The following is a 17,063-nucleotide window of genomic DNA, read 5'->3' on the forward strand; positions in this document are numbered from 1 at the left end:
ATGACAGGCCCATACGATCTTGAATCAGACCGAGATCATGAACGCAACACCTGTGCCCCGCAATCTGCCCCAGTTACCACTCCCCCTGCCCTGCTGACAAGCAAGGATACAGGTATTTTTATCTTCACACCCGCTACTGTCAGATATAATGCGGTTTAGTGTAGCGGCTTTGGAAGCAGCGCTGATGTCGGGAAGAACTCCTGCCCTGAAGCACACAACGTCCGGGAGATACCAGAGGCTGAGAAGCCGGCAAATAGTAGCAGCGCGAGGAAATGCTACGTCCTTGGCCTGACCGACCTGAAAGGGCCTGCCCTAAAACGGTCTCCAAACGGCCATTTTTATATGCTAGATAAAATTGTAATTTATTTGATCTGTCACTCTGGCAGGGCATTGAACGAGGACCCTGCGGCTCCTGTCAAATGAACTTGATAGACAACCCGTAACTGATCAAAAACTATGCTAATACGTATTTACGTAATTATGCTTTTGCCCGGCCTAGGTATTCAACAAGTGCGCGTTCAAGGATGTCTTGATGCGTCTGCTCTACCTCCACAGCATGGAGGCGGAGGCGACGATAGGTTGCCCCGTCTAGTGCTAAAGTCAGACGCTTCTCACCTTCACGTTTGACAGGCTTTGGAGGAGTAGCCACCTGTCCTGCCCCACGCTGCGGGATACCTGTCTCAGTCGGCTTTGCGGTAGTATCGAGCAGTCCTTCTAAGGACACGGCTTTCTTGGCCATCACAGGATTCTCTTCACATAATTCCAGATGTCCCGGATTTCTTCAGCGGCCTTCACGTCTGCGGTCTCGATGACCCCTGCCCCGGATGCGCCTGTCTCGGCATAGATGACACGCTGCACGATGTTGACCGGTGCGACCCGGCCATGCTGTGCCAGGACGCGAACCGCCTCCTCGGTGATCTTCGCGCGCGGGGCCTGAGACAGCACAAAGGCGAATGGCACCTTAGCATCAGTGACGGCCGATATCGTGGCACCCACGGCCCGCAGATCGTCGGGTGATGGGCGAACCGGGATCAGCACCAGGTTAGCCGTCCCGATAGCATCAGCAAGCCACACAGGAGCCGCAGGGGGGGTGTCGATGATGACCAAGTCAAACACCTTGGCAGCCGCTTGTAGCATCTTCTGCAAAGCTTCTGGCTTCGGGTCAGCTTCGAGCATGCCAGGGTTTTCATCCTCACGAGCTTGCCACCAACCGCGCAAGGACCCCTGCGGGTCGAGGTCAACGCAAAGCACGTTCTGCCCATCAGCAGCCGCTGCTACGGCAAGATTGCGAGAGAGGGTCGTCTTCCCTGCGCCGCCCTTCTGCGCTGCCACCAAGATCGTCTTCATTATCGCCTGTCCCGATTTTCTTTTCAGGTTAACATATGAGGATTTGCGGAACCAAGCAATTATGGGAGGGCGCACTTATGGTTTTACGTAAATTAGCAATCACGTAAATAAGGATTCATCGTCTATTGCTTCGACTGTCCCAGCCAGTCGCGGCCTGCGACTAATCCGCGACCGCTGCAGTTCGGCATAGGCTGCCTTCCGCCCCTCGATGTCCTTGACGCTCCACCCGATCATCACACTGACCACGCGGCGCCCCTGCTTCACCGGCTCCACGCTCACAAGGAAGTCGGACAGAGCGTTCACCTCCAGCAGGGCAGGCTTGATGGCAAATTGGTTCAGGTTCCCAAACGTGGTCAGCTTGTCATACTCCACCCCAAGGAGTTCCCGGAAGTCGTCCAGGTCGAACTTCTCGCTGAAGACGTGCTGGAGGCGCACCCGGCGTGCAACCGCCTCATAGAGGGCGAGCGCATACTTGGACGTGAAGGCCCGCAGCACCTCCATCTCAAGCTTGGCGAAAACCATGGAGTCCCGCAGCAGGACAGCCAGTTCAGGCGGGATCGAGTACTTCAAGAAGCCATGCTTGCGCTTCGAGTCTGACAGGTTGTTCCAGCCGAGCAGCTGCACCCGGTCTGTCGATCCGTCGGCCCGGCGCATCGTGACGACTGTCGTCATCAGGGCCTCGATGGACTGAACCAGCCGGTCGTTGCTGTCGTGGGTGTCCCGAAGTTCGGAGAGGGGGATCTCAAAGCGACGGTTCTCTGTCCCCAGATCAGGCCCGAACGCATTGTGTAGCAGAATGTTGTAAAGCCGCCGATCCGCCAGAGCCAGTTTCGCCGCTCCCTTCACCTCGATCAGCTCAGAGGGCTTCACCATCTCCCCAGCATTGGGGACGACCTCAAGCGTCCGTCTACTATTAGCTCTTGGGCGGTTTTCGTCTGACACGAGCGGATGCCTTAGCTGAATGACCCAAGACAGCTAATAGTAAGAGTCTCACTCGCGCAAGACCCTTCAAAGAGGTCAAAAAAGATCAGAAACCGCCCGAAAACTAAGCGTAAACCGCCCGAAAACTAAGCGTAAACCGCCCCAAAGCTAATCGAACATTGCCCAAAAGCTAATAGTTAAGAAACTAAACGTATGAAAAATAAAAACAAATCTGCCTATGAAGAAAGAAGATATTAGAAGAAGAAGAAAGGCTGAGCGCCAATCTCTCCTGTGGATAACTTACCGCAGAAGGTAGAAAACCGTAGCACATCGTTGCATATTTACGTAAATGCGTATGCACGCGAAATCACATATACGTAGATATGCAACAGCGCAAATGAGCAGCACTCCTCCTCTCGGCAAGTGGCGCCTCGACGGTCTGCTGTTCTGCCTCGACGTGATCGCCGCCCTCGGCCACATGGAAAGCATCGAGAAGGCGGCCGGGCAGATCGCCGGGTTCGGCGTGAAGCTGTGGCCGGTCGTCCAGGATTTGACGCAGCTGCAACGCGACTAGAAGGCCGCCTGGGAGACCTTCATGGGCAACGCGGGGCTGCTGACCTTCTTCGGCAACACCGATTTGTCAGCGCTCGAAAGCAGATAATGGCGCAGGCCAAGATGGTGAAGGCGAGGTGAATGTCGGCCCTGCGCTCGTATCTGACGGCGAGGCGCCGGAATTTGGAGAGCCAGGCGAATGTGCGCTCGACGACCCAGCGATGCTTGCCGAGATGACTGCTGCTCTCAATGCCCTTCCTGGCAATGCGATGCTTGATGCCGCGTTTGGTGCAAGCCCTGCGACAGCGGGGATAGTCATACCCCTTGTCGGCATGCAGCTTGCCGGGCCGATGGCGCGGCCTGCCACGCTTGCCATGAATGGGAGGAATGGCGTCGAGCAGCGGATCGAGCATCCTGCTGTCATGGACGTTTGCGCCGCTGAGGCGCACCGTCAGGGGAATGCCGCGACTGTCGGTGACGATGTGGCGCTTCGTGCCAGGGCGCCCTCGATTCGCCCCCCTTTTCGCCGCGATGGATGCGCTGTCCATGCAGGCCCGGGTCCAGTCGAGATGACCGGCGCGATGCAGCTGGCGCAGTAAGACCTGATGCAACCGATCCCAGACACCGGCCAACTGCCAATCCCTGAGCCTTCGCCAACAGGTCACGCCCGAGCCGCAGCCCAGCTCCGCGGGCAACATCCGCCAGGGGATGCCGCTCTGCAGGACAAACATGATCCCGGCCAGAGCGGCCCGGTCGCAGACCCGAGGCCGCCCACCTTTCGCGGACCGAGACGTGGATGGCAACAAAGGTTCGATCATGGCCCAAAGGCCGTCAGAGACAAGCATGGCAGACATAAACCGCTAATCTAGAAGGATAAATCCGCCTGCAAGTGGTTTTCAAATGCCCTCTAAATACCGTCCGCCAGATCGTCCAAGCTACTCAGATGATTGCGCCGACGAGCGACAGCCTCGGTCAATAGTCCCTTGAGTTTCGTATTGTGCTCGTCGATTTGCGCCGTTGACCACTCGACGTAATTTTTCAGACAAGTTTCCTGACGGTCGAGCTCCCTCTTCAATGAGTCACGATCATCCGCGCGCCCTTCGATGCCAATGGTCACATAGCCACTTCGTACCTCGCCACGAGGGTGAGCCGAAGACCACTGGCTGGGCTGCATATCGAACAGCTCAACCTGGCCTGTAAAAGGAAAACGGCGCGTGGCCCTCACGCCGTCGATCTGCACTTGCCGACGGCTGAAAGAGTCAGTCACGTTGACGCGGGCTTCTGTTACGTCCTTCTGAACCTGGTCGAACGCGACGGCAAGCGGGGTCACATAAGCGCCAGGAAGCATGGCCTGGACGATCTCCGCGTCCGTTTTTGATAGGTCATCTTTCCCCATCGTCCGCCGTACATGCTCTCCCACGGCACCTTCCTGGCCGCGTAGGTATCTGCTCAAATCGCCTTCGTGAAATAGCGGTCTGCCAATAATCAAAGCTCATCTCCCATGCTTTGGTAAATCTTACTTACAGCGGGGCAGGCTGAGCAAATTGTTGGGCTCGTCGCCATCCGCTTCGGTCTTCAGATACTTCTTTCCGTTCCGCCTAGCGACGACGACCCAGACGGATTTGCCGTTGGCCGTTGTCCAGAACCGCCATTTTCCTTCCTCGATCCCCTTGAGCGCGACATCGAGTTTTATGCACCACGAGCCGCCCGTGCCTGCGCCGCCCGTCGAGCCGCCGATGCTGTCGATACGGCGATCCGCGTCGGCGGAATCGGGAATGATGCAAGTTATTCGATGGTCCTGGGGCATTGGCTATTGTCCTTTCATGCCGATACGCCTTGGTCGCTCACCAAGGAAACTCGTTCTGTATCCACGTCTTCCCGGCTGATCAGCTGGGGCAGCTCGGCGTCCTGCTTCATAAGCGCCAGCTTCAAGGCAACCTTGGCCTGCCTTAGCGCAACGCCAATAGGCTGCCCGCTCGCGATCGCGGAATAGAACTGCGTCGCGAACACCCCCGCGGCGGCGTCGCCGACAGAATCCTCCATGCCAATCAAAACCGGCACGGCCTCCAGGAGAACGTCCGAGCCATGGAGCGTCCGGCAAGCGTTCATTACGAGCAGGGTCGGCGGCCGGTCGGTCGCGTTCAGCAGCTCCGCGAGAAGATCGAATTCGACGATAACGCTGTCGGGCTCATCCAGGCTGGCATTGTCGAAGGCGAGAAGGCCATCGTCGCCATGCCCCGAGAAATGAATGACGTGCGGGCGAATATCGTTGATGCCGTCCAGAAGATCCTTCGGCGTCGCCGCCGGACGGACCTGCAGATCGATATGGTCGCGGTACTTCGTCCCGCGCAGCTCGCGAAGAACGCTGCTGACCTCCGCCTCGGTGCGGAGCGGCTGCTCCCTGTCCGGATTGGCGGTGAGGTAGAGAATGCGAAGCTTCTCGGGCTGAGGGGCGGGCACCATCACGTGCCGCACTTCCGGCCGCGCCAGCTTCGCCAGCTCCCGCGCATGCTTCAATTCATCCTGACGGCGTCTTTGCGTTTCCCGGTCGGATGCACGTTGTTTTGCGGCAAGCGCCTGATCGGCTCGGTCGCTCTCCTGCTTCAAGGCATTCTGCAGCGACTTTTGCTTACTGGTGACCTGGCTCTCGATATCCGCGATCTTCTTCGCGCAGTCGTTCGCCCTTTTCTCGGCCGCCAGCGCATTCCTGGTGTCCTGATCCGCTTGTTGCAGGTAGCTCCGGGCGGAACTGGCCGACCTGGATTTCGCCGCCTGTTCCCTCTTCCGCTGCGCGTTCTGAGCCGCCTTGAAGGAGGCTTCGGAATGCCTCCTCTGATCGTCCCGCAGCCCCGCGACCCTCTTCAGCAAGGTATCGATTTGCGATTTGTACGATGTCGACAGCATGCAGGAACCCTTACCGCTTACCATAATGGAATATATGGTGGTTCGAACTTCACGATAAGAGCTGGTTTTCATATTTTTTACATGATTGCCTGACGGATCATGCCGTTACCTGAACCACCTATTCCGCCCCAGGGGGCTCTGCCCCCTCTGCCCTGCGGCATTCACCCCCGGAATATTTGAGGGCATAAGGATAATGTGGTAGGATTGGGGCACGGTACAGGCTGGAAAGCCGATGACCGTGCATGGGGATAACCCGAAGCGCCTCCGGACAATATCCGGAGGCGCTCGCGTTTCCTGTGGTAGCATCCGGTATGAAGAGACGACAGCAAGCGAAGCCAAGAGCCCCCGCCAACGCCAAGACGGCCGCCGGGCTCGTCCGGCGTTACATGATCGGCCTGTTCGATCGGCAGGACGGCGCGGCGGCGGATTGGGCGCTGATCTCGGAGACGCTGTTCACGGCCGCCTTCGAGGCGATCGAGGCGGTGCCGGACGAAACGCGCCGCTTGGCGCTTCTGCGGCGCGTTCACGAAGGGTCGTACAATCGCCTGGTGGGGAATAAGGACGATGACGGGGGGTTGTCTGCCAAGCGGCAAGGTGGGCCTTCAGGCGGCATCGATCCTGAGCCCAGGTTGCTCCCTGATTTCAAGAACTGAGGGAGGCGACAGGGTTGGCGCGTCTCTCTTTCATGTCCTCACTGAATCGAACGTCCCTGTTAAAAAATTGCTGTTTGACGAAAGAAAGCGACAGGAACGGATAAGGACAGCCGCAATTCGCGGCTGTTCTATGTGATGACAGTGTCACTCTAGAGGGTGTTTGTAAAGCGATAAAAATACAGTTTTACTTCGCCCATCAACGATCGCCACTGTGCAAACCATATTCTGAGTGAACCCTATTTCATGATTAAGTATATTAGTTTTTACTGACCAGTCCTTCTCAACTTCAGGCAAAACTCCAACCATTTGAGACAAAGGGTTGGTAATAAACAATCTAAACTCGTCACTTTCAGATTTTACTTCTCTCCAAAACATACTCCAAGGCTCAGCGTCTATGTCTTTATCGAATGTATCTACCGGCTTCCAACTTGTCATGATGTCCTCCTACTACTTACATTGCCAGGTGGGAAACAAAATCTAAGAGGAGTTTTCTAATCTCTGACCGTGCATCAAAAATTTTTCAAAAGCTGACAGTATTATAATGTCAGCCATCCGAATCAGACAGGCGGTCAGTTTAGCGATAGCACTGTAAGTTGTATAATCCGTTAAGTATGGAAATTCTGTCAAGTCACTTGAGCGCATCTAAGTCTTTGCCCCAATAGAAGAAGAATTTTGATGAATAGTATTGAAAAATAAATGAAAAATTCACGTAACAAAAAACCTAGAAACTATGCATAGAGAACCTATGGCTGTTCCTCAATGTTCTTCGTCCACTCATTGGTAATGGTTTTATCTGGACCCCAATGGACTTCAGCTGCATTGGCATAAGCGGAAACAACTAAGTCAAGCTCACCTTCCTTGCCGTCATCCTGTTTCCATACACCGGAAAACAGAATGTATCCTGATCCGTCTTCACCCCCTCTTAAAATTTTGATACTGCCTCCCGCTCTACCTGGAGCATTCGTATAGAGGTGGTCCGGCATTCTCGACCAGTTTGCCGCCTTGCTAAGCTCTGGCATGGGTCTCATGTCAGGCAGCGTTTCTCAGGTTCTGGTTGGCGGTATCATAGGCCTCATCTGGCGTCAGCAATCCATGCGATGAGTGCGGACGTTTTTCGTTGTAATAGCTGATCCAGGCGCCGATCCCCCTGCGGGCCTCGGACCCGGTCTCGAAGGCGTTCAGGTAGACGCATTCGTATTTGAGGGAACGCCACAGCCTTTCGATCATTCGGTTGTCGATCCAGCGACCGCGGCCGTCCATGGAGATCTTCACCTTGGCGTCCAACAGCACGTGGGTGAACTCGGTACTGGTGAATTGCGAACCTTGGTCGGAGTTGCAGATCTCGGGCGGCCCGTATTTGGCCAGTGCTTCCTTCAGGGCATCAACGCAGAAGCTCGCGTCCATGGAATTCGAGAGCCGCCAGCTGAGCACCTTGCGGCTGTGCCAGTCCATGATGGCCACCAGGTACAGGAAGCCCCGGCGCATGGGGATGTAGCTGATGTCGGTGCGCCAGACCTGATTGGGACGGGTGATGGCCAAGCCTGTGAGCAGATAGGGGTGAATCTTGTGCTCTGGATGCTTCTTGCTGGTCTTCGGCTCTTGGTAGATCGGCACAAGTCGCATGAGCTTCATCAGCCGACGGACCCGATGGCGCCCGCATCCATATCCTTCGCGTTGCATATGACGGGCCATTTGCCACGAGCCATACCACGGCGTCTCGAGGAACTGACTGTCGATGATGGCCATGAACTTCAGGTTCTCGGCGCTTTCGCCGCGTGGCTGGTAATAAAGGCCGGAGCGCGCCAGCGACAGCAGGCTGCATTGCCGTCGGACGCTGAGATCAGGATGATCCCGCTTCACCGCTTTTTGCCTCCTGTGCCGAGAATGAGACTGGAGGCTGCGGACAAAAAATCCCGCTCCACAACCAACCGGCCGATCTTGGCATGCAGCTTCTCGACCTCCTGATCGGAAATCGCCGGCTCGGCAGCGGTCTTGCCGTCAAAGGCCGAGGCCATGTTCTCAATCGCAGTTCTCTTCCAGCCCGTGATCATGGTGGGGTGGATGTCATACTTCTTGGCCAGCTCAGCCGTCGTCAGTTCCTCGCGAATGGCTTCAAGAGCCACCTTCGCCTTGAACTCCGCCGAATAGCGCTTCCGTTTCGTCATGCGGATCAGTCCTTCGTCAATTGCCAAAGCTTAGCAACTGGTCCGAATTCCTGCGACCACCTCTGAATTATCCGCGCAAGGTGTGACCCGCACATCGCTTACGGTATATCTGAACCAAGCCGCAATCGGATCTTCTGCGCTCGCCGCCTGCAGCGGAAACGCTTCGTCAGGGGCGGGATTAGAATCGCAGTATTGGCCTTGGCCAGATTTCGCACGTTGGCGCGGAATTCGAAGCAACGCTGCCCTTCTGCTTCTGCCCAGTCTCGTCACGCCCTCCTAAAAAGACGATGCGGCTGAGCCTGAGCGAACGACCGTTTGGCAAACGCGGCAAGCATTATTCCCATGTTGCGCAAACCAACGGCAGGAGTCTCTGATCGCGCAATCGGGAATGACCGAAGCAGGATCTTGTTCTGCTACAATACGATCTGCAAGTGTGCAGCGCGTCCCGTCCCATTTGTTACAACCGGCTCGCGCACATGTGTTAGCAAAACGAAATCGTGCATCCAACCGCCCGAGCTTCGATCCTTCGTCAATAAACTTGGAATCGACCGGCTGAGGTGCTGACAGAATCTCTACCGCTTGAGACCTTCGAACGACCCCTAGCAGTAATGCTCCAACCTTCGGCGCGGAACTCGGGCAAAGTGAACGCTCTGTCACTTTCGCAGCGGCTTGAACACCGCTTCAAGCCCGTCAAGCGGACCGCGGCCCGTGGGAGAGTGGATGGTAATCTCGTCCCGGAACTCCATCTTTGCGATCTCAAGCATTGCTGCTTTTCGAATGGCGGAACTAATGCTTTCACGCTGAGCATCGGTTAGCTCTAAACCGCTGAATCGCACTTCAAACAGATTGTCGTTCGAATTGGCCATGACAGCTCCCACCCCAAGCAGTTTAAAAATAGATCAAGACATCAGATGCTACAAGCCTGTGGCTAGGTTGGTAGGTTTTGTGATACCAAGAAGCGCATGTTTGCGCTCATTGGAGGACGACTATGAACGGAACTGTTGATAGCGAAGCCAAGAAGCGTTGGGAGGCGATCCTGCGATCCGTTTTCCGGCGCGCATCTTATGATGAGGCGTTCCGCAGCATGTGCCTGACCTCTCCGGGTGAGATGCTCAAGAAATTTTATGGCGTAGAGCTCGATAGTGATTCCATTCGCTTCGCTGAGACAGACGAGCATGGCGCGCTGAAACTGCCCCCGTTGGCCAAAATCCGGCTTGAGGAGGGGGACCTGAAGATTGTGAGCGACGGGGACGAGATGCGCCTCGCGCGATATGAGAATTGGGGATCGGAGAGCATCTCAGACCTTTACCGCCAAGCCCGATATGAAAACTGGGGATCGGAATAGGCGCTTTGCCTCGGTGTTGACCGATGCGCTGGTGGAAAGTGCGAGGCAGCGATTCGAGCACGCTCACGAGTCCGCTCTAGAGACGCTGCGGGCTCTCGAACCTCTGTCATGCACGTTCCGGGGCATATCGAAACTCGAGAAAGGGCTTAAGCGGCGAGAGCAACAGCGCTGCGACGCTGCGCTGGCATATGCGCGCGAGATAGAAGGCCAGCACGTTGCCAATCAAGCAGCGCTGGCCGCTAGCTACGGCCTCGCTCCTGGAGCGCGCATTGTTGATGCGAGCGATCTCGGCGGCGACCCTCACCGGGGAGGCCGTACTCCTCTCCTATTGTCCTATTCATGTGGCCGCCGTCTCGTTTACAAACCTCGTGCTTCCTACAACGAGCTAGTGTTTGCAGATGTTTTGCGGTGGTTCGCGTCAGGCACGGGCGTTGAGTTCGCTCTCCCACAGGTAGTCAGCACGGATTCAAGTTCCTGGAGCGATGTTGTGCAGCCAGAAACGTGCTCCGCCGAGGGTGTAAACAGGTTTTACTATCGGGTCGGCTGGATGCTGTTCGTTTGGGGCGTGTTGGGTGCGAGTGACCTGAACCACGAGAACCTGGTTGCAAGCGGCGAGTGGCCGGTGCCCATCGACATGGAGTTTCTCGCAACTTTTTCGGTCAACGCTGCGCTGAGCGGTCGCCCTCAGGACGAATACGACATCCTGTCCACTCTTGCGCTCCCCTTGGCTCGATCTTCTAAGGTTGACATGAGTGCACTCGGGACAGCCAGCGGGTCATGGGATTCTACGGGGCGCTGGCGAAAGTCAGTCCATGCACCGATTGCTAAGGGAACGAGCGTCTTCGCGTTCAACAAGCGGAGTGAGCTCGTCGAGGGGTTTCGAGACGCATATCATCAGAGTCTCTCCCGTGGCATTGATACCACTTCCACCTACCTTCACGACAAATTCAAACAATATCCGAGAGCGCGGACGCGAGTGGCTGTGAGGAGCACATCGGAATACAGACCGTTCCTCAACTATGCGTCTTCCGAGCCAGTACTCCTCACGAAGAAAGGGCAGCGATCACGCAAGCTCTATAAGCGAACTGGCGTCACCGTCGGCCGTTTTGGAGAGGATGTCAGTCTTCGAACAGTTGCAAGCATGGCGAAAGCGGAAGCGGACGCGCTGCTCGCGGGTGACGTGCCTGTGTTCCAAGTGGGGCCGCTTGGCCGCACACTGCTAGACTCGCATGGACGTATACACGCATCATTTGCGATGGACTTTGGCGTCAACCTGATCCTGAAAAGAGCGTCGCAACTTTGTGATCGAGATAAGGAACGCCAGCTCTGCTCCATTAACGCGGCATTGGAACAGTCTGAACCCTTGAAAACTTTACTCAGGTTAGACGATGAACCCGCAAGTCGCTGATGTCGTTGAGGCCGCAGCCTACGTTCGTGAAAGCTGGACCCAAGCGCTTTGGCTGGGTGCTGCCAGCAAACCGCTCGCCAGGGACATGGAACTCTCGCTCGCCGAAATCGACCAGGTGCTTTCTCGACCAATTGTATATCGGTCGAACATCGTGCTTTTGCGGTCCGCGGACGGTAAGAGCAATCGCCCCTCGCAAAGTTGGGCAGACGCTCTGAGAGGGATGGAGGATGGGCTATCCCTCCAAGTGCGAAACCTGGAACTCTTTCTGTCTTCAGAAAATGCGATCGTCCGGCTGGCATCAGCCATCGAAAGAGGGACGCGGGCCAAGCTCGACTCGATTACCCTATTTGTCTCGCCAGAGAACGCACAGGCAATCAAAGCTCACGCCGATCCGACCGAGATAGTGACCCTTCAGATCCGAGGAGAGAAGAAGTGGCGGTTCGAGGGCGGTGAGCGGACGATTATCCTCCAGCCAGGCGATCTGATGTATGTACCGGCGGGATTGCAACACGAGGTAGTTGCCGGAAACGCACTATCGGTTTCGGCAGCGTTGGTTTTTGAGACCCCCACCGTTAGAAATCTCCTCGATCTCGTTGCAAATCAGGAACCGCTAAAATCGATCCTTACCCGTCGGCTGCCGACACCATGGGAAGAGGCAGAGTCAGCACGCTTTGGGGCGCTGGTGCTGCAGGAGTTTGCAAACGAGCTTATGTCTGTCTCGGAACACCGACTGCTCCCTTTGGTGCCCCAGGCTCGACCCAAAGGCGACAAGACCACTGTGCTCGGTTTGGAGAGTAGGGGCGAAGTTGGTTTGGATAGCGAGCTAGCCCGAACAGACGCAGCCGCGCGACTGGATGATCAAGACGACCGCCTTCAACTACACATAAATGGTGTCGTTCTTGAGACTCCGGTCTTTCTAGAGCAGGAACTTCTGGCTGCAATGTCAGCATCCAGTCGCATAAGACCGCGGGACCTTTCGGCCAAACTCGCCGAGGATGAGCGCCTAATTTTGGCGCGCAAGCTCGTTCGAGTCGGACTGTTGCGGTTGACGGAAACGGAGCCTTTTTGATGGTCACTGTCAGTCGGTTAATCGGGGAAACCGCATCGTTTAACGAACGCTTCTGGGGTCGAGAGTGCTTGAAACTGTCAGGGACTTTTCAGCCTTTGGATGTTTGGAACTTGGAGCAGTTTTGGAACGCGATATTAGGCCCCGGCACAATCGATCAAGCGCGAGTTCGCATCAGTGGCATCGAGAACGGGGTGGAAACGCAAAAGCTGGCTCAAGACGCTTTCGAGGTTCGACGGGCGTTGGGCCGCGGACTAGGCGTTACAATCAACCGACTTGAGCGAGCGCTGCCACCCGGACATCCCCTTGTCGTACTTCATGCGGATTTCGCGGAAAAGTGTGGGTGCTCCTCTAATGACATCCAAATAGCGTCGTTTCTGACGCCGCCGGGTGGACAAAATTTTGAATGGCACCGCGATCGTGATCACGTGTTCACACTTCAGATCGAAGGAGACAAGCTTTGGGATGTCATTGGCGGCGATCAAGTGGAACGGGAGTTCCACTTGATACCGGGTAATTTTCTGTACGTGCCATACGGCATGCCACATCGGGTTCGTGCCGCGTCACAAGAGAGTCTGTCCGTAGCGATTATCGTTCGCGCGCCGGCGTTTCGCGACGTTGTAGTTGAAGCGATTCTCACAATGATGGACCGATCTGCGGAACCACTGCTTTCCGGCTTGCGACCCCTGCCACTCGGGTGGACTTCCACTGCGGATCAGTTGATGCCCTCGGGATTGTCTGATGCTGTCGAAGGCGTGATGCGACCGCCGGATTGGAAGACCGAATTAATGGAAGCAGCTAATTCCATCGCGCTTCAGGCTTTCCCTGGTATGCCAGTAAGTCAGTCGCTAGCGACCGCGTTAAGTGTCCGCTCTCCTGTTCATCTTTCGAGTGTCCTTGGACGCTTGGATCCAGTTGGCATGCGCATCGGAGAGAGTTCGCGTGGCGTCGCCGCCGCGGTACCCGGACGTCCCCAGCTTCAAGGGCCTGCGGAGCTTGGTCCGGCACTCAAGTTCCTGAAGAACCAGGTTGCATTCAAGGTATCGGATCTGCCGTCGTCCTATGAGGACGACACAAAGGTGATGATCGCCAGACGCTTGGTCGACGCAGGATTCTTTAAGCTGCTCGACCCACCCTGAACTACCTAGATGCCGTAATGGGCCTGCGCTCTTCAGATCGCCATGAAGGTGGCTGCGGCGAGATGCCAGTTGGCGGCGTAGCTGCAGATCGTCTTTTCATAGCGCGTGGCGATGGCTCGGAATTCCTTGATTTTCGCGAAGAAGTTTTCGCTCAGGTGCCGCCATTTATAGGCGTGTCTGTCATAATCCGCTTGAACCTGCGGTTCGCTTTTGGTGGGATAACGGCACTCGCTCCGCATGCGTCCAGCTCGGCAAGCATAACCACCCGATTGAGGCCGCCTGCTTGACGGATGCGCGCCGAGTTAAGACACGTGTATAACGACGTCGTTAGCGGCGTGTCTTATCGGAAGGTGCCATGCTGAGGGAGGCTCTGGTGGGGGGGCGACGCTGGAACGACGATGAGAAGCTCGAGATCGTGCTGGAGGTCGGCGTCGGCGGGGCCCACTCATGACAAAATGTGACTTTTGTCATGAGTGGGCTTACTAGCCCCCTCGACCCTCTTATGCAGCTTCGAACGCGGCACCACGCGCACCGAATGTCTGTGCTGCAGGAGGCAAAGTCAGCAATGATCCACAGGTCACTGTCTGGTTTGATGGCCTGCTAGTCGCCGTAGGAGACGGCGACTTAGCGATGCCTTTTGCGTAGCGCGTACACCGATGCCTGGGGCAGAGTGGCTAGCTCATGAGGGGAGTAAAGATTGACCTCAGCGCAGGAGCAGGGGAGCCGGATGTGACAGGGACGTCAGCTGTGGGGCAGCCCAAACCCATTTTTCGGCGAGTTCCTGGCCCGAACCCTTCGCCAGACAGCAGCCGTTCTGTTCCGGTCGGTCTTTACTCGCGTGATGCCCCACGCCTCTAAGCGAGCGTCGGTCCCCGCTTTGATTTCGGTTTTCATTCTCTGGAACCGTTTGCCATGGGCAATTATCAGTGTGGGAAGGCTGAGCCTACTGCGCACAGTCAGGAGATCCAGTGCAAGCTCCGAGGAGTACCCTTGTCGCCCCTCGCGAATCTTGGTTGGGCTGTTGTCCGCGGCATCGGTATAGAGGCGCTTTACCTTGTCCGGTGACTTGGCGCTGTACATAAGAAAGTGCTCTACATCGGCGGCGTTCTTGCAGGGTTTCATGTCGACCCCCTTCGCGCCGTCAACGCAGGGGAACAGTTTCGAGAGCCTCGCTTGGGCCTTCTTCTCTGCCAGAGCCCCCCGCTTCTTCGGAGTGATGACCCCATGAACATGAAAATGAAGCCCCTTTGCTTGACTACGCATGCCTTGGACTTCGATCATGAGAAGACCCTCAAAGCCGATGGCGTCGAGTGCCTTCTCCACGGCACGCGTCATGTTCTCGATGTTCATCATCGGCAACTTTCGTGACTTGCGCCATTGGCTCCTAATCAACGTAAGGGTGAATACTTCGCGCTTGGTCTTGTCTGACCAAGCTTTCACCACCTCATGGAACGCTAAGCCAAAAGCAGCACGGAGGATGGGCTGGGCGGCCGTACCGCGAACACGTGGATCGTCACCCCGCTGTCCAAAGCCAAGCGCCAAGCGCAGCTCCTCAGCCTCTGGTGATTTGAGGGCCAATCTCTCCAGCCCCTTGAAGGCGCGCTCATAGAAGGAGCGCTCACGCCTGAAGTATCTCTCAAGTGCATCACCGGCATGCGCCGCCTCGCGGCTGCTGCTGTACTTTCTATGCGGATGGGCTGCTGCCGGTTCCAGTAGCTTTAGTAGCTCGGAAGAAGGTGTGGGTACACACGCCAACACCCCTTGATAGGTAGTTCCCCCTGGGTGCGTGACTGCGGTTGACACTACACGGGGGCCTACTGCCACCGCTCTGTTTTGGAAGAGCTTCGTTGCTGCGGATTTCATCTGGGTGTCCTCTATTTTGATAACACCCCTTTACAGCTCTCATTTCAGGTCATTTATCTTACCATATTTACGTATTATATCCCTTACTAGCAGGATATGGTTCGTATCTATCGTTACAATGGGGTAAGGTCATTGTCTGGTAAAAAAGGATGCAATCCGGCGCGACTGATTGATGGTGCTCTATATCCTCAAGTGCTTGAGCCCCTCACGGATGTCGATCGGGATGACGGAGACGCTGTCCGCGAGTGTTTCGAGCAGATGTGTCACGCCATCCGTGTGCGGCTAGGTGAGCTCGCCGCAGAACTCGAGGAACCACTTACCGGGCGTAAGGCAGGCCGACCATCGGGAGACCTGGCAAAGATCTATAACGACCTTCGTCTTAAGACGTATATGGTGGTCAGGGAGATGGAGAGGCTGGGCGTATGGGAGCATGTCGACGCGCTGGTGGCGCGAGCTACGCCCGGACGGCGGGCGAAGAACCTGATGACGAGGCGGTTCATCGACGTTCTTTTCTTCTTGAGTCAGTCGGAGGGATCCATCTTGCTGGAAAGAAAGGTCTTGGCTGACTTTGCTAACCAGTTGGCTTATGCGCATCGACATGATGTCCCATTTCAGTTCCTGCTGGGTTTTCTGGCTGAAATAGGCTTCGATGAAGCTGCGCGAAAGGAACGCGCGGACCAGTATGAGATCTGGCATCCTAAGCGCCCTCGCAAGTCTGATAAGGACGGCAGATCGAAAAAGATCAGCAAGGGCTAGCCAGGTTAGCAACTGAAGAAGGCGAGGTTGCGAATGCGTAAACTAGCGGGCTGTGCCGAGGACCGGAGCACGCTGTTCGCATAGATAAACTGCATGCCGCTGCTGTCACAAAGCATGACCCTGTGGTTGGACATGCCCGTGATGACGGTGTGATGCGCCATACGCCCCTCCAAACACACCAGGAGGACTGCCCCACGCTTGAGCGCTCCTCTCACGAGGAGGTCGAGATCGCCTGCGGTGCTCAGCTTCGGTCGTTGCACAAGCAATCTCAGCGGCCGGCGCGTTTGAAGTATGGGGTACGAGGTAAGCGTTCGCAGAAGCCTCCGCTGTGAACCGGCGGTCATACCATCATAGAGGACTGCCCGCGTGCGCTTATCTGCGATCAGCGCCTTCAAGCCCGCTTTGAACAAGCTGCGGCACGCCTGCCCGGAAAGGGGCTCGTCGACAGCATGCACTACCCGAATGGCGTTGATAAGCGCGTAGAGGCCGCAGAGGGCGTCGAGGCGACCTTGCATGTAAGGGGTCACGAGGGCGGCGCCGGGGTGAATGACCGATTTCATGGTCTGGGCCTTAGTATTCGCAGGCTAGCATCACGGTCAGCACACGGGTCGTGAGTTGAGGGTTGGCAGGTTCAGGGGAACCATAACGACATGCGGCGTCGTAGTAGTCGATTTTCCAGAATACCCGTTCCCCCCGCCAAGTCAGGCTCCCGAAGTCGTGCTCGCGGTAAGGGTCGTTGCCTTCGTCAAAGGCCTCATACCGCCGGACTGCGTCCAGAAGTTCAGTGACCGCACCTCCAGCCGCTTCAAGAAGACCGCGGGTGATGAGAAGCCTTCCACCCCGCAGGCTATGACGGAACCTGTCGTTGAGCTCGCGCATCTTCGCCGCACGTTGGGCATCAGTCATCCGTTCGGTGCCAGCCATGGCATCGTTCCTTTCTGCTA

20 protein-coding genes and 1 pseudogene are annotated in these 17,063 nt (G+C 56.4%); 7 read left to right on the top strand and 14 right to left on the bottom strand.

Annotated features, from left to right (window positions below; genetic code table 11):
• Positions 1–738 precede the first annotated feature (738 nt).
• Together OU682_RS17945 and OU682_RS17950 are read right to left on the bottom strand one after the other, a co-directional pair.
• The gene (locus OU682_RS17945; protein WP_268943576.1) at positions 739–1,347 is read right to left on the bottom strand and encodes an AAA family ATPase; all 609 of its coding nucleotides are present in this window, start codon (positions 1,345–1,347) and stop codon (positions 739–741) included.
• 99 nt (positions 1,348–1,446) lie between these two features.
• On the bottom strand, positions 1,447–2,220 hold the full coding sequence (locus tag OU682_RS17950) for a replication initiation protein (protein WP_268943577.1): 774 nt from the start codon (positions 2,218–2,220) through the stop codon (positions 1,447–1,449).
• A 445-nt stretch (positions 2,221–2,665) separates the two neighbouring features.
• Between OU682_RS17950 and OU682_RS17955 the strand changes: the two genes are divergently transcribed.
• Positions 2,666–2,842, top strand: a complete 177-nt coding sequence (locus OU682_RS17955) for a type IV secretory system conjugative DNA transfer family protein (protein ID WP_268943578.1) — start codon at positions 2,666–2,668, stop codon at positions 2,840–2,842.
• Positions 2,843–2,861: 19 nt separating this feature from the next.
• On the opposite strand, the gene OU682_RS17960 is transcribed toward OU682_RS17955, so the two are convergent.
• The 4 genes from OU682_RS17960 to OU682_RS17975 form a co-directional block, all read right to left on the bottom strand.
• On the bottom strand, positions 2,862–3,674 hold the full coding sequence (locus tag OU682_RS17960) for an IS5 family transposase (protein ID WP_268943579.1): 813 nt from the start codon (positions 3,672–3,674) through the stop codon (positions 2,862–2,864).
• 53 nt (positions 3,675–3,727) lie between these two features.
• The gene (locus tag OU682_RS17965) at positions 3,728–4,240 is read right to left on the bottom strand and encodes a hypothetical protein (RefSeq protein ID WP_268943580.1); all 513 of its coding nucleotides are present in this window, start codon (positions 4,238–4,240) and stop codon (positions 3,728–3,730) included.
• Between the two features lie 96 nt (positions 4,241–4,336).
• A complete protein-coding gene (locus tag OU682_RS17970; RefSeq protein ID WP_268943581.1) occupies positions 4,337–4,627 on the bottom strand; it encodes a DUF3892 domain-containing protein in 291 nt (96 codons plus the stop codon).
• Between the two features lie 14 nt (positions 4,628–4,641).
• Positions 4,642–5,724 (bottom strand): CHAT domain-containing protein, encoded by a 1,083-nt coding sequence (locus tag OU682_RS17975; RefSeq protein ID WP_268943582.1) that lies wholly within the window; start codon positions 5,722–5,724, stop codon positions 4,642–4,644.
• A 386-nt stretch (positions 5,725–6,110) separates the two neighbouring features.
• Between OU682_RS17975 and OU682_RS17980 the strand changes: the two genes are divergently transcribed.
• A complete protein-coding gene (locus OU682_RS17980; protein ID WP_268943583.1) occupies positions 6,111–6,377 on the top strand; it encodes a hypothetical protein in 267 nt (88 codons plus the stop codon).
• A 144-nt stretch (positions 6,378–6,521) separates the two neighbouring features.
• Here OU682_RS17980 and OU682_RS17985 read toward each other — a convergent pair whose 3' ends face one another.
• The 4 genes from OU682_RS17985 to OU682_RS18000 all read right to left on the bottom strand — a co-directional run bounded on the left by OU682_RS17985 (position 6,522) and on the right by OU682_RS18000 (position 9,408).
• Positions 6,522–6,812 (bottom strand): hypothetical protein, encoded by a 291-nt coding sequence (locus OU682_RS17985; protein ID WP_268943584.1) that lies wholly within the window; start codon positions 6,810–6,812, stop codon positions 6,522–6,524.
• 308 nt (positions 6,813–7,120) lie between these two features.
• Entirely contained in the window at positions 7,121–7,396 is a 276-nt protein-coding gene (locus OU682_RS17990; protein ID WP_268943585.1) for a hypothetical protein, read from the bottom strand.
• 10 nt (positions 7,397–7,406) lie between these two features.
• Positions 7,407–8,542 (bottom strand): IS3 family transposase gene (locus tag OU682_RS17995; RefSeq protein WP_268943586.1). Its coding sequence is split into 2 segments (ribosomal slippage): positions 7,407–8,290 and positions 8,290–8,542, totalling 1,137 coding nucleotides; the frame shifts between segments, so codons are not numbered across the junction.
• Positions 8,543–9,195: 653 nt separating this feature from the next.
• Entirely contained in the window at positions 9,196–9,408 is a 213-nt protein-coding gene (locus OU682_RS18000; RefSeq protein WP_268943587.1) for a hypothetical protein, read from the bottom strand.
• 122 nt (positions 9,409–9,530) lie between these two features.
• Here OU682_RS18000 and OU682_RS18005 point away from each other — a divergent pair, with 122 nt between their 5' ends.
• The 4 genes from OU682_RS18005 to OU682_RS18020 are packed head-to-tail and all read left to right on the top strand — an operon-like array spanning position 9,531 to position 13,500.
• The gene (locus OU682_RS18005) at positions 9,531–9,887 is read left to right on the top strand and encodes a hypothetical protein (protein WP_268943589.1); all 357 of its coding nucleotides are present in this window, start codon (positions 9,531–9,533) and stop codon (positions 9,885–9,887) included.
• A gap of 16 nt (positions 9,888–9,903) precedes the next feature.
• Positions 9,904–11,295, top strand: coding sequence for a DUF4135 domain-containing protein (locus OU682_RS18010; RefSeq protein ID WP_268943591.1), 1,392 nt, complete (start codon positions 9,904–9,906; stop codon positions 11,293–11,295).
• Positions 11,276–12,364 carry a JmjC domain-containing protein gene (locus OU682_RS18015; RefSeq protein ID WP_268943592.1) on the top strand — a complete coding sequence of 363 codons (1,089 nt, stop codon included), beginning with the start codon at positions 11,276–11,278 and terminating at the stop codon, positions 12,362–12,364. Before OU682_RS18010 ends, OU682_RS18015 begins: the two co-directional genes overlap by 20 nt.
• A complete protein-coding gene (locus OU682_RS18020; RefSeq protein ID WP_268943593.1) occupies positions 12,364–13,500 on the top strand; it encodes a JmjC domain-containing protein in 1,137 nt (378 codons plus the stop codon). Before OU682_RS18015 ends, OU682_RS18020 begins: the two co-directional genes overlap by 1 nt.
• Before the next feature lie 32 nt (positions 13,501–13,532).
• Here the strand turns inward: OU682_RS18020 and OU682_RS18025 are convergent.
• Positions 13,533–13,735: pseudogene (locus OU682_RS18025) on the bottom strand (IS5/IS1182 family transposase); the annotation flags it as partial.
• 506 nt (positions 13,736–14,241) lie between these two features.
• Positions 14,242–15,363, bottom strand: coding sequence for a hypothetical protein (locus OU682_RS18030; protein ID WP_268943594.1), 1,122 nt, complete (start codon positions 15,361–15,363; stop codon positions 14,242–14,244).
• A gap of 96 nt (positions 15,364–15,459) precedes the next feature.
• Between OU682_RS18030 and OU682_RS18035 the strand changes: the two genes are divergently transcribed.
• Positions 15,460–16,119: a hypothetical protein gene (locus OU682_RS18035; protein WP_268943595.1), complete on the top strand. Its 660-nt coding sequence runs from the start codon at positions 15,460–15,462 to the stop codon at positions 16,117–16,119.
• A 5-nt stretch (positions 16,120–16,124) separates the two neighbouring features.
• On the opposite strand, the gene OU682_RS18040 is transcribed toward OU682_RS18035, so the two are convergent.
• Positions 16,125–16,679, bottom strand: coding sequence for a hypothetical protein (locus tag OU682_RS18040; RefSeq protein WP_268943597.1), 555 nt, complete (start codon positions 16,677–16,679; stop codon positions 16,125–16,127).
• A 10-nt stretch (positions 16,680–16,689) separates the two neighbouring features.
• On the bottom strand, positions 16,690–17,043 hold the full coding sequence (locus tag OU682_RS18045) for a DUF3768 domain-containing protein (RefSeq protein ID WP_268943598.1): 354 nt from the start codon (positions 17,041–17,043) through the stop codon (positions 16,690–16,692).
• Between the last annotated feature and the right edge of the window lie 20 nt (positions 17,044–17,063).

Origin of the sequence: Paracoccus benzoatiresistens, assembly GCF_026913015.1 — a bacterium.
GTDB lineage: Bacteria > Pseudomonadota > Alphaproteobacteria > Rhodobacterales > Rhodobacteraceae > Paracoccus > Paracoccus benzoatiresistens.

Coding starts and splice junctions, on each gene's coding strand:
- OU682_RS17945 (WP_268943576.1), bottom strand. CDS start 1,347: ATGAAGACGATCTTGGTGGCAGCGCAGAAGGGCGGCGCAGGGAAGACG.
- OU682_RS18015 (WP_268943592.1), top strand. CDS start 11,276: ATGAACCCGCAAGTCGCTGATGTCGTTGAGGCCGCAGCCTACGTTCGT.
- OU682_RS18035 (WP_268943595.1), top strand. CDS start 15,460: ATGGTTCGTATCTATCGTTACAATGGGGTAAGGTCATTGTCTGGTAAA.
- OU682_RS18045 (WP_268943598.1), bottom strand. CDS start 17,043: ATGGCTGGCACCGAACGGATGACTGATGCCCAACGTGCGGCGAAGATG.
- OU682_RS18040 (WP_268943597.1), bottom strand. CDS start 16,679: ATGAAATCGGTCATTCACCCCGGCGCCGCCCTCGTGACCCCTTACATG.
- OU682_RS17950 (WP_268943577.1), bottom strand. CDS start 2,220: ATGGTGAAGCCCTCTGAGCTGATCGAGGTGAAGGGAGCGGCGAAACTG.
- OU682_RS18005 (WP_268943589.1), top strand. CDS start 9,531: ATGAACGGAACTGTTGATAGCGAAGCCAAGAAGCGTTGGGAGGCGATC.
- OU682_RS18030 (WP_268943594.1), bottom strand. CDS start 15,363: ATGAAATCCGCAGCAACGAAGCTCTTCCAAAACAGAGCGGTGGCAGTA.
- OU682_RS17985 (WP_268943584.1), bottom strand. CDS start 6,812: ATGACAAGTTGGAAGCCGGTAGATACATTCGATAAAGACATAGACGCT.
- OU682_RS17980 (WP_268943583.1), top strand. CDS start 6,111: ATGATCGGCCTGTTCGATCGGCAGGACGGCGCGGCGGCGGATTGGGCG.
- OU682_RS17975 (WP_268943582.1), bottom strand. CDS start 5,724: ATGCTGTCGACATCGTACAAATCGCAAATCGATACCTTGCTGAAGAGG.
- OU682_RS18000 (WP_268943587.1), bottom strand. CDS start 9,408: ATGGCCAATTCGAACGACAATCTGTTTGAAGTGCGATTCAGCGGTTTA.
- OU682_RS17970 (WP_268943581.1), bottom strand. CDS start 4,627: ATGCCCCAGGACCATCGAATAACTTGCATCATTCCCGATTCCGCCGAC.
- OU682_RS17955 (WP_268943578.1), top strand. CDS start 2,666: ATGAGCAGCACTCCTCCTCTCGGCAAGTGGCGCCTCGACGGTCTGCTG.
- OU682_RS18020 (WP_268943593.1), top strand. CDS start 12,364: ATGGTCACTGTCAGTCGGTTAATCGGGGAAACCGCATCGTTTAACGAA.
- OU682_RS17960 (WP_268943579.1), bottom strand. CDS start 3,674: ATGTCTGCCATGCTTGTCTCTGACGGCCTTTGGGCCATGATCGAACCT.
- OU682_RS17990 (WP_268943585.1), bottom strand. CDS start 7,396: ATGCCAGAGCTTAGCAAGGCGGCAAACTGGTCGAGAATGCCGGACCAC.